A 10,852-nucleotide genomic window follows, 5' to 3' on the forward strand; every position below is an offset into this window, starting at 1 on the left:
ACCCTTAGGCGGTGGTGGAACGTGGCAAGACCCCGAGCGTGTCCCAGCCCCAGCTCTCCGAGACGGTGGCGAGCCTGCTGCGCGACCGGATCATGTCCGGCCAGCTGCGTCCCGGCGAGCGGATCCGGCTGGAGGAGGTCGCCCAGGAGACCGGGCTGAGCATCACGCCGGTGCGTGAGGCGCTGCTGATGTTGCGCGCGGAGGACATGGTCGAGCTGCAACCGCGCCGCGGGCACGTGGTCGCGCCGCTGTCCCGGCAGGACATCCTCGACGTGTTCGGCCTCCAGGGCCACATCGCCGGCGAGCTGGCCGCCCGGGTCGCGCTCAGCATCACGCCCGACCAGCTCGACGACCTGCGGCAGCAGCACGAGCGCCTGCGCCGGGCCGCCCAGGCCCGGCAGGTCAGCCGGGTCGAGCAGCTGGAGTACGAGTTCCACCGCCGGATCAACCGGCTCGCCGACGCGCGCAAGCTGTCCTGGCTGCTGCGGACCGTGACCCGCTACACGCCGTCGCGGTTCTACGCCGCCGACGCGGAGTGGCGGGCCGGCATGGTCGCCGATCACGAGGCCCTGCTCGACGCACTCGAAGCCCGCGACCCGGACACCGTCCGGCCGGTCATGGCCCGCCACTTCACCGACGGCGCGGAGCGGCTGGTCAAGCACCTCGACGGCCTCGGCGTGTGGAGCGAGTGAGTCACCGGCGGCCATGACGCTTGGCGAACATCGCCAGCGACCGGCGCATGGCGACGGCGGACGGTTGCAGCGTCATCACATCGATCGCGGGCCGAAACCGCTGCCACGTGACCGACCGCGCCCGGCTGAACTCGCGCAGTCCGTCCGCGCCGTGGACCCGGCCGAACCCCGAGTCGCCCACACCGCCGAAGGGCAGTGACGGCACGCCGGCGTACCCCAGCACCGAGTTGATCGACACCGCGCCGGCCCGCAGCCGCCCGGCGAGCGCCAGGCCACGGCGACGGTCGCGGGTGAAGATCGAGCCGGACAGCCCGTAGGTCGTCGCGTTCGTCCGGCGTACCGCCTCGTCGGCGTCGGCCACCGGGTTGACCACGAGCACCGGCCCGAACGTCTCCTCGGTGACCGCCGCGCTGTCCTCCGGCACCTCGGCCAGCACGACCGGCTCGACGAACGGGGGCCGTACCGAGTTCGCGTCACCGACCACCGCCCGGCCGCCCCGGTCGAGGGCGTCGGTGACGTGGCGTCGCACCACGTCCGGCTGAGCGGGCGTGGTCATCGGCCCGTACGGCGCGTCCGGCTCGGCGCCCGGGCGGACCTCCCGCGCCAGCTCGGTCAGCCTGGTCAGGAACGGCTCGTACACCGGCTGTTCGACGTAGACGCGCTCGACGCCGGCGCAGGTCTGCCCGGCGTTGCCGAGGCCACCGAAGACCGCAGCCCGGGCGGCGGCGTCGAGGTCGGCGTCGGCGGTGACGATGAGCGCGTCCTTGCCGCCGCCCTCGATCACCACCGGCGTCAGGCTCTCGGCGCAGGCGGCCATCACCACGCGTGCCGTCGCGGCCGACCCAGTGAACGCGAGCTTGTCGACCCCCGCGCGGCACAGCGCGGCGCCGGTCGTGCCGTCACCGGTGACGACCTGCAGGACCGGGTGGTCAGGGAACAGCTCACGCCAGCGCTCGGCCAGCCACACGCCGACGCCCGGGGTGAACTCGCTGGGCTTGAACACCACCGCGTTGCCCGCGGCGAGCGCGTGCGACACCGCGCCCAACGGCGTGTAGACGGGGTAGTTCCACGGGCCGATCACGCCGACCACGCCGTACGGCACGTACTCGACGGAGGCGGCCTGGTTGAACGCGAGCAGGCCGGAGGAGACCGACCGCCGCCGGAGCACCCGCCGGGCGTGACGCGCCGCCCAGTCCAGGTGCTCGACGGCGAGCATCACCTCGAGCTGGGCGCCGGCGAGGGACTTGCCGGTCTCGCTGCGGATGACGCCGGCCAGCTCGTCGATGCCGCCGGCGATCGACGCCTTGTACGCGAGCAGGTGCCGGCGGCGTTGCCGGGCGTCCAGACCGGACCACCAGCCGGCCGCTTCGCGGGCCCGCTCGACGGCGGCGCGCACTGCGGCGTCGTCGGCGATGTCGTAGTCGGCGCGGTGCTCACCTGTCACCGGGTCGACGACGCGCAGCCGGCGAGGGCGCTCAACGAGGGACGTCATCGGCAGCCTCCTGACATTTGATATTCGATAGTCTAGCCTTGCTGTCAATCCCTGCTGACGCGCTGGAGGTACCGCAGTGGAGTGGAGCGACGAGCAACGATCCCTGGTCCAGGCGGTGCGGGACTTCTGCCGCCGCGAGGTCGGCACCCGCGAGCAGCGGCAGAACCTCACGAACGGCGGCCGGGAACCGCACAGCCCGGAGCTGTACCGCAGGATGGCCGACCTCGGCTGGCTGGGCCTGTCGCTGCCGGAGGAGTTCGACGGCGGCGGCGCCGGCACGACCGAGCTGTGCCTGTTCCTGGAGGAGACGGCCCGCGCGATGGCCCCGATCGGCGGCTTCACCACCTCGATCATCGTGGCCGCCACCTACCAGCGGTTCGGCACGCCGGCGCAGAAGAAGCTGATCCTGTCCGGAGTGGCCCGCGGCGTCATCGAGGCGGTCGCGATGTCCGAGCCCGAGGCCGGCTCCGACGTGGCGAACCTGAGCTGCCGCGCCGAGCGCCGCGACGACGGGTGGGTGGTCAACGGCCAGAAGACGTGGTGTTCGAACGCCCATCTGGCCGAGCACATCCTGCTCGTCGCCCGCACCTCGGGCCGGGCCGGCGACCACCACGGCCTGACCATGTTCCTGGTCCCCGCCTCGGCGCCCGGCCTGACCGTCTCCGGCATCGACACGATGGGCGGCCGGGAGGTGAACGACCTCTACTTCACCGACTGCGTGCTGCCCGCCGACGCCGTGGTGGGCGAGGTCGACAACGGCTGGCGGCAACTGATGGCCGGGCTCAACATGGAGCGGCTCATCCTGGCCAGCGTCATGCTCGGCACCGCGCAGCGGGCGTTCGACGACGTCGTGGAGTACGTGAAGAACCGGCGGCAGTTCCGCCGCCCGATCGGATCGTTCCAGGTGCTCCGGCACCGGCTGGCCGACCTGGCCACCGAGATCGAGTGCGCCCGGCTGCTGGTCTACGACACCGCCGCGAAGGTCGACAGGGCGCCGGACACGGTGCTGCCCCGGGAGAGCTCGATGGCGAAACTCAAGGCTACCGAGACCGCCCGCCGGGTAGCCCTGGACGCGATGCAGATGATGGGCGGCTACGGCTACACCACCGAGTTCGACATGGAACGGCTGGTCCGCTCGTCGATCGTGTCCACCGTCTACGGCGGCGCAAGCGAGATCCAGCGCGAGATCATCGCCAAGACGTACGGGCTGTCCGAGCAGATGTCCTGACGTGGCGCGGCCCGGCCGGTGGGTTTCCCCTCACCGGCCCGGCCGCGTCGTCGCCTATTCGAACCGCTCGCCCCGCTCGGCCATGCCGACCAGCAGCGGCGGCGGGTCGAACCGCTCGCCGTAGCGCTCGGCGAGGACCCGGGCCCGGGCCACGAAGCCCGGCAGTCCGCCGTCGTACTGGTTGACGTACTGCAGGACGCCGCCGGTCCAGCTCGGGTAGCCGATGCCCAGGATCGAGCCGACGTTGGCGTCGGCCACCGAGGTCAGCACGCCCTCGTCCAGGCACCGCACCGACTCGATCGCCTCGATGAAGAGCATCCGCTCCTTGAGGTCCTCGAAGGGCGTGTCCAGGTTCGTGCCGCCGAACTGCTCGCGCAGCCCCGGCCAGAGCCCGGCCCGCTTGCCGTCGCGGTAGTCGTAGAAGCCGGCGCCGCCGGAGCGTCCGGTCCGGCCGCACTCGTCGATCATCCGGTCGATGACCGCGTCGGCCGCGTGCGGCTGCCACGTGCCACCGGCGGCCACAGTCGCCGCTGCCGTCTCCAGGCGGATCCGGCGGGGCAGGGTGAGGGTCAGCTCGTCCATCAGCGCGAGCACCGGCGCGGGATAGCCGGCCTGGCTGCTGGCCTGCTCGATGGTCGCCGCCGGGATGCCCTCGGCCAGCATCGCCACGCCCTCGTTGGTGAACGTGCCGATGACCCGGCTGGTGAAGAAGCCCCGGCTGTCGTTGACCACGATCGGCGTCTTGCGCAGCTGGCGGACGACACCGAGGGCGCGCCCCAGCGTGGCCTCGCTGGTCCGCTCCCCACGGATCACCTCGACCAGCGGCATCTTGTCCACCGGCGAGAAGAAGTGCAGCCCGACGAACTCCTCCGGCCGGCTGACGCCCTCGGCGAGCATCGTGATGGGCAGCGTGGAGGTGTTGGAGGCGATCAGCGCGTCCGGCGCGACCTGCTCGATCTCCGCGTACACCTTGTGCTTGAGCGCGGGGTCCTCGAAGACCGCCTCGATGACGAGGTCGACGCCGGCCAGGTCGGCGACGTCGCCGGTGGCGTGGATGCGGCCCAGGATCTCGTCGCGCTTCTCCGGCGTGGACCGGCCCCGGGCCACCGCCTTGTCGAGCAGACCGGCCGAGTACGCCTTGCCGCGCGCCGCCCCCTCGGCGGTGACGTCCTTGAGCACCACCCGCATCCCGGCGCGGGCGCAGACGTACGCGATGGCGGCGCCCATCATGCCCGCGCCGACGACAGCGACGCCGCGTACCGGCGGGTGTTCGCCGCCGGCGGTCCGGGACCGGGCGGTCTGGAGGTCGAAGAAGAGCGCCTTGATCATGTTCTTGGCGACCTGGCCGGTGGCCAGCTCGGTGAAGTACCGCCCCTCGATCGTGAACGCGGTGTCCAGGTCGACCTGGGCGCCCTCGACGGCGGCGGCGAGGATGTTGCGGGGCGCCGGGTAGGGCGCGCCCTTGAGCTGCTTGCGCAGCAGCGCGGGCATGGCCGGCAACTGCATCGCCAGCCCCGGGCTGGACGGGGTGCCGCCGGGCATCCGGTAGCCCTTGCGGTCGTACGGCTGGGTCGCGTCCGGGTTCGCGGCGATCCAGGCGCGGGCGGCGGCCATGAGGGCGTCGCGGTCGGCGGCAAGCGCGTCGACCAGCCCGTGCGCGAGCGCGTCCTGCGGACGGCGGCGCTGGCCGCGCAGCAGCCAGTCGGTGAGCGCGGCGGTGACGCCGAGCAGCCGGACGGTACGCACCACGCCGCCGCAGCCGGGCAGCAGGCCGAGCGTGACCTCGGGGAAGCCGATCTCGATGGCCGGGTCGTCGAGCACGATGCGGTGGTGGCAGCCGAGCGCCAGTTCCAGCCCGCCGCCGAGGGCCGAGCCGTTGATCGCGGCGACGACCGGGCGGCCGAGCGTCTCCAGGCGCCGTACCGTGTGCTTGAGCCGGCCGGCATCGGCCGCTGACGCCTCGGCGTCGGCGGGCGTGAGCCGCACCAGGGTCTCCAGGTCGCCGCCGGCGAAGAACGTCTTCTTGGCCGAGGTGAGGATCACGCCGGTGATCCGGTCGCGTTCGGCTTCGAGCCGGTCCACTGTGGCCAGGAGGCTCTCGCCGAACTCCGCGTTCATCACGTTCGCCGAGCGGCCGGGGTGGTCGAGGGTGAGCAGCACGATGCCGTCGTCGCCGTGCTCCCACCGGATGGTGTTTGCCATTCGTGCTCCTCAGATTCGTTCGATCACAGTCGCGATGCCCATGCCGCCGCCGGCGCAGAGCGTGGCCAGCCCGTAGCGGCCGCCGCGTCGTTCCAGCTCGTCGACGAGCGTGCCGAGGATCATGGCGCCGGTCGCGCCCAGCGGGTGGCCCATCGCGATCGCGCCGCCGTTGACGTTGACGATGTCCGGGCTGAGCCCGAGGTCGGCGACGAACCGCAGGACCACGGCGGCGAACGCCTCGTTGATCTCGACCAGGTCGAGGTCGGAGACGCCGAGGCCCGCCTTGGCCAGCGCCTTGCGGGCGGCCGGGGCCGGGCCGGTGAGCATGATGGTGGGGTCGGCGCCGCTGAGCGCCGTGGCGACGACGCGGGCGCGGGGGGTGAGCCCGGCGGCGGCGCCGGCCGCCTCGCTGCCGATCGTGACGAGCGCGGCGCCGTCCACGATGCCGGAGGAGTTGCCGGCCGTGTGGACGTGTTCGATGCGTTCGACCCAGTGGTACTTCTGCAAGGCGACCGCGTCGAAGCCCGCCTGCTCGCCGATCTCGGCGAACGAGGGGCGCAGCGCGGCGAGGCTCTCCGCCGTCGAGTCGGCCCGGATGTGCTCGTCGCGGTCCAGGACGGTGAGCCCGTTGCGGTCGCGCACCGGCACCACGGAGCGGGTGAAGTAGCCGTTGGCCCACGCCTTCGCGGCCCGGGCCTGCGACTGGAGCGCGTACGCGTCGACGGTCTCGCGGTCGAAGCCGGCGATCGTGGCGATGAGGTCGGCGCTGATGCCCTGCGGCACGCAGCCGGTGGTGTAGTTGGTCTCCGGGTCCAGCGCCCACGCTCCCCCGTCGGAGCCCATCGGTATCCGGGACATCGACTCGACGCCACCGGCGAGGACGAGATCCTCCCAGCCGGAGCGCACCTTCTGCGCGGCGATGTTCACCGCCTCCAGACCGGAGGCGCAGAAGCGGTTGAGCTGGACGCCGGCCACGGTGTCGGGCAGGCCGGCGGCGACGGCCGCGGCGCGGGCGATGTCGGCCCCCTGGTCGCCGAGCGGGGACACCACGCCGAGCACGATGTCGTCGATCAGAGCCGGGTCCAGGCCGGGCATCCGCCGTAGGGTCTCCTCGATCAGGCCGGTGACGAGCGACACCGGCTTGACCCCGTACAGGGCCCCGCTGGGCTTGCCTCGCCCGCGCGGTGTGCGCAACGCGTCGTAGATGAACGCCTCGGTCGTCATGCCAAGCTCCTCATTGCTCACCCGCATGCGAATTTCGCCTAACTTTTCTGGAGCCCACCGCAGCTTGTCAAGAAGTTCCGACGGCCGAAGAGCGCTGGCTGCCTTCGCCCTGACCCCTGCTCAGCGGTCGAGGAGCCAGCGGGTCGACGCGGCCGTACCGCGAGGTGGCGCTAACCTGTGCGGGTGCGACAAGCAGCGAGCGACACCGCCGGGGCACCCGCCAGACGGCCGAAGGACCGCAAGGCCCGCATCGCGCTGGCGGGTGCCGAGCTGTTCTGCGAGCGGGGCTACCACGGGGTCTCCGTCGACGAGATCGCCGCCGCCGTCGGCATCAGCGGGCCGGCCGTCTACCGGCACTTCCCGAACAAGTACGCGATCCTCGTGCACGCCACCCGGGAGGTCGTCGGCGCGCTGCTCGCCGCGTCCGACCAGCCGTCCGCCGACGACGCCCGGGGGCGGCTCGACGAACTGCTGCACGCGCTCGCCGGGGTCGCGGTGAGCCGGCGGCGGGTGGCCGGGCTGTACCAGTGGGAGGGCCGGTACCTCACCGCCGAGCACCGGCAGGAGTTCGCCGCGAGCATGACCACGCTCGTCGGCCGCCTGGCCGGACCGCTGCGCGAGCTGCGCCCCGAGCTGACCGCCGGGCAGGCGGACCTGCTGACGAACGCGGCCCTGAGCGCCTTCGGCAGCGTCACCACCTACCGGGCCGCGGCCACCGGCGCCGACACCGAACGCCTGCTCACCCGCGTCGCCTGGACGCTGCTGCGGACCGACGCTCCCCCGGCGCCGCCCCGCCCGCGCGTCACGGCGGACCCGGCGCCCGGCGCCGCGCCGGTCCGTCCGGCGTCGCGCCGCGAACTGCTGCTGGTCGAGGCGATCCGCCTGTTCCACCGCCACGGCTACCACGCCGTCGCCGTCGAGGACATCGGGCGCGCGGCAGGCATGCAGGCGTCCAGCGTGTACCGGTACTTCCCCGGCAAGGCCGACCTGCTCGCGGCCGCCTACTACCGCGCCACCGACCGCCTGACCGGGGCCACGACCGCCGCGCTCGCCGAGGCGAGCGACCCGGCCGACGCGCTGCGCCGGGTGGTGCGGGCCTACGTCGACTTCGCGTTCGCCCAGAGCGACCTCGTCGCGGTCTACCTGGCGGAGAACAACAACCTGCCCGACCGGGACCGGCACCAGTTGCGGGGCGCGCAGCGGGCACACGTCGAGGAGTGGGTGCGCCTGGTCCGCGCCGTACGGCCGGAGCTGCCCGCCGGGGACGCCCGCGTCCTCGTGCACGCCGCGCTGAACGTCGTCACCGACGTCGGACGGATCGGCCGCTTCGACCGCACCGAGGGCTACGACACCCAGACCGCCCGACTCGCGCTCGCCGCGCTGCACGCCTGACCGGCGCCGCCGGGCCGCGGCGACCGCGCGGGCGGCGTGAGGCGCTGTGATTGACTGACACGCATGGTGCTGTGCCCGCCCGCGGCCGATCGGCCGGCCCGGTGACCACCGGGCCGGCCGCTGCCACCCGGCCACGCAACCGCAGGCAGGTCATCGTCGAGTCGGCCGGGCAGGTGTTCAGTGAGCGCGGCTACCACGGCGCGTCCATGGAGGAGATCGCGGCCGCAGTCGGCATCAGCGCGCCCGCGCTCTACCGGCACTTCCCGAACAAGTACGCGCTGTTCGCCGCGTGCGCCAACGTCATGGTGGACAACCTGGTCGAGGTCATCGACGAATGGCCTCCGGACGCGACGCTGTCCGACGTGCTCCTCGCCCTCACCCGGGTCACCGTGGCGCACCGCGCCTCCGGCGGCCTGTACCGCTGGGAGGCCCGCTACCTCGGCCGCGAGGACCGCCGCCTGCTCCGCACGAAGTTCGACCGCGTCGTGGGCCGGGTCACCGAGACGGTACGGCGGGAGTACCCGCTGCCCGACGAGCGCCTGCGGGCCGTGGCGGCGCTCGGTGTGATCGGCTCGGTGACGATGCACCACACCTCGATCGCGCAGCGCCGGATCGAGGATCTGGTGCTCCGGTCCGCGATGCGCGTGGCGGCCACCGACCCCACGACGGCGGCCGGCACCGCGCGGCTGGTCGAGCTGCCCACCCAGCCGGTGCCCCGGACCCGGCGCGCGCAGATCCTGGCCGCCGCCGTCCCGCTGTTCGCCCGTGACGGGTTCGCCACCGTCACGAACGCGCAGATCGCCCAGGCCGTCGGGCTCGCGCCGTCCGCCCTCTACCGCCACTACCCCGGCAAGGTGGACATCCTGGTGGCCGCCTGCCTCCAGGCGGCGGAACTGCTCGCCCAGGCGGTGGACCGCAGTCTCCAGCGGGCGGCCGACCCGCATCAGGCGGTGGTCGCGCTGGCGGCGGCGTACGTGGCCTACTGCTTCGAACACAACGCCCTCAACAGTGTCGCCGAGGCGGAGGTGGCCGGCCTTCCGGCCGACGTGCGGCGCCCGCTGATCCTCGCCCAGCGCGAGCACATAGCGGTCTGGGAGCAGCAGTTGCGAGCGGCCCGGCCGGACCTGGACCGGCGGCAGGCCCGGCTGCTGGTGCACGCCGGATTCGGGGTGGCGGTGGAGGCCGGGCGCGCCCTGCGCTGGCAGGACTCGCCCGGCCACCGGGACGCCGTCACCGCGCTGGTCACCGGCGCCCTCATGCGGTGAGGCCGCACCCGCCTCAGGTGCCCGGCCGGTTCATGACCGGGATCGTGATCGGGGTGTGCGACGCGGACGAGCCGTTGTTGAGGAACAGCATCGCCAGCCCGCGGATGAACCTGTCGAACAGGCCGAACGTCTCCGGCATGAGCGGCGACAGTCCTTCGCGGAACATGACGTACGTGGGCCAGCCGGCCTCGATCACGCCCCGGGAGATGTAGTCGCGCGGCAGCCGCAGCCAGTCGCCGATCCGGTCGGTCAGCACGTAGCGCGCGAACTCCCGCTGGAATCCCCGGGTGACGCCCAGGTCCACCGAGGACGTGAGGTTGAGCAGGATGTCGGCCAGGTCGATGCCCTCGGGCGTCGGCGCGAGGAGCGGGGACAACGCGTACCGGGACTGCTCCTCGGCGGCGGCCCAGCTGTTCGGGATGAACTCGTCGCGCACGCCGAGCAGGTGCAGCGCGACCTGCCACATGTGCAGGTAGGCCTCCTCCTCCGCGGCCGACATCCGCAGCCCCCAGCGACGCCAGTCGAGCAGCTTGCGGTGCACGTACGTGCCGAGGCTGTGGAAGGTGATGAGGATGTCGCCGTTGCTGATCGGGATCGGGTGGTCGGTGACGCCGCGCCACGGCGCGGACTGCGGCAGCAGGTGCCGCACCGCCGCGTGGGTCAGTCGCGTCTTGTGCGAGGTGACCACGAAGTTGCCGGTGGCCTTGAACGCGTCGGGGGCGCTCAGGTCGTACCCGTAGGTGAAGGTCTTCGCGGCGCGCGACTTCATGTCCGCGCCGCCCTCGGACCAGTAGACGTTGCGGGCCTCGCGTGGGATCACCGTGCTCATGATCCCGCTGCCGAGGCCGTAGAGCAGGAACAGGTACATGCTCATGCGCTTGTTGAACTGGGCGGCGCGGTCCAGCTTGGCCTGGTCGGCCCAGGACGGCAGCGTGTTGACCCGCCGCAGGTAGGTGGTCAGCGCCGGGGGCAGGCCGGCGGGCAGCGCGTCGCCGTTGCGGATCCAGGACGCGAACGCGGCGTTCACCGCCGGGATCTGACCGGCGTCCAGCATGGAGGCGACGAGCGGGTCGGTGTCGTCGTCCCAGACGTCCCACGGGTCGGTGACCGTGTCGGTCCCGGCGATCGAGCCGGACGACGACCACGCCCACGCCTTGGGGGTGTCGGTCACGGCGACCAGTCCCAGCGCGGCACCGAGGGTCAGGATGCTGCGTCTACTGAGATTTTCCATTCGCACCACTTCCCGGTTCGACCGGACATCGCCCTGAACACCGGCCTGTGAGGTGCGCACAAGCAGGTTTCGAGTTATCCGGGGATGTGATTTTCTATTAACATAGAGGAGCTTGACTTCGTCGGC

8 protein-coding genes are annotated in these 10,852 nt (G+C 72.6%); 4 read left to right on the forward strand and 4 right to left on the reverse strand.

Annotation, left to right across the window (positions count from 1 at the left end; all coding sequences use genetic code 11):
- The first annotated feature begins 11 nt into the window (after positions 1–11).
- A complete protein-coding gene (locus ACSDG8_RS06690) occupies positions 12–692 on the forward strand; it encodes a GntR family transcriptional regulator (protein ID WP_210894942.1) in 681 nt (226 codons plus the stop codon).
- A 1-nt stretch (position 693) separates the two neighbouring features.
- On the opposite strand, the gene ACSDG8_RS06695 is transcribed toward ACSDG8_RS06690, so the two are convergent.
- Positions 694–2,184: an aldehyde dehydrogenase family protein gene (locus ACSDG8_RS06695; protein ID WP_210894943.1), complete on the reverse strand. Its 1,491-nt coding sequence runs from the start codon at positions 2,182–2,184 to the stop codon at positions 694–696.
- A 76-nt stretch (positions 2,185–2,260) separates the two neighbouring features.
- Between ACSDG8_RS06695 and ACSDG8_RS06700 the strand changes: the two genes are divergently transcribed.
- Positions 2,261–3,412, forward strand: a complete 1,152-nt coding sequence (locus ACSDG8_RS06700) for an acyl-CoA dehydrogenase family protein (RefSeq protein WP_210894944.1) — start codon at positions 2,261–2,263, stop codon at positions 3,410–3,412.
- 54 nt (positions 3,413–3,466) lie between these two features.
- Here ACSDG8_RS06700 and ACSDG8_RS06705 read toward each other — a convergent pair whose 3' ends face one another.
- A complete protein-coding gene (locus ACSDG8_RS06705) occupies positions 3,467–5,614 on the reverse strand; it encodes a 3-hydroxyacyl-CoA dehydrogenase NAD-binding domain-containing protein (RefSeq protein WP_439427732.1) in 2,148 nt (715 codons plus the stop codon).
- A gap of 9 nt (positions 5,615–5,623) precedes the next feature.
- Entirely contained in the window at positions 5,624–6,838 is a 1,215-nt protein-coding gene (locus tag ACSDG8_RS06710; protein WP_439427733.1) for an acetyl-CoA C-acetyltransferase, read from the reverse strand.
- Positions 6,839–7,021: 183 nt separating this feature from the next.
- On the opposite strand from ACSDG8_RS06710, the gene ACSDG8_RS06715 reads away from it, so the two are divergent.
- Positions 7,022–8,230, forward strand: a complete 1,209-nt coding sequence (locus ACSDG8_RS06715) for a TetR/AcrR family transcriptional regulator (RefSeq protein WP_439427734.1) — start codon at positions 7,022–7,024, stop codon at positions 8,228–8,230.
- A 101-nt stretch (positions 8,231–8,331) separates the two neighbouring features.
- Positions 8,332–9,495, forward strand: coding sequence for a TetR/AcrR family transcriptional regulator (locus ACSDG8_RS06720; RefSeq protein WP_439427735.1), 1,164 nt, complete (start codon positions 8,332–8,334; stop codon positions 9,493–9,495).
- Between the two features lie 13 nt (positions 9,496–9,508).
- Here ACSDG8_RS06720 and ACSDG8_RS06725 read toward each other — a convergent pair whose 3' ends face one another.
- Complete coding sequence (locus ACSDG8_RS06725; protein WP_210894948.1) at positions 9,509–10,726, reverse strand: oxygenase MpaB family protein; 1,218 nt, start codon at positions 10,724–10,726, stop codon at positions 9,509–9,511.
- Positions 10,727–10,852: the final 126 nt, after the last annotated feature.

The organism is Micromonospora sp. LA-10, assembly GCF_051853095.1.
GTDB lineage: Bacteria > Actinomycetota > Actinomycetes > Mycobacteriales > Micromonosporaceae > Micromonospora > Micromonospora echinospora_A.

Excerpts from the sequence above, each read along its gene's own strand:
- ACSDG8_RS06695 (WP_210894943.1), bottom strand. The coding sequence starts at position 2,184 with ATGACGTCCCTCGTTGAGCGCCCTCGCCGGCTGCGCGTCGTCGACCCG.
- ACSDG8_RS06705 (WP_439427732.1), bottom strand. The coding sequence starts at position 5,614 with ATGGCAAACACCATCCGGTGGGAGCACGGCGACGACGGCATCGTGCTG.
- ACSDG8_RS06710 (WP_439427733.1), bottom strand. The coding sequence starts at position 6,838 with ATGACGACCGAGGCGTTCATCTACGACGCGTTGCGCACACCGCGCGGG.
- ACSDG8_RS06725 (WP_210894948.1), bottom strand. The coding sequence starts at position 10,726 with ATGGAAAATCTCAGTAGACGCAGCATCCTGACCCTCGGTGCCGCGCTG.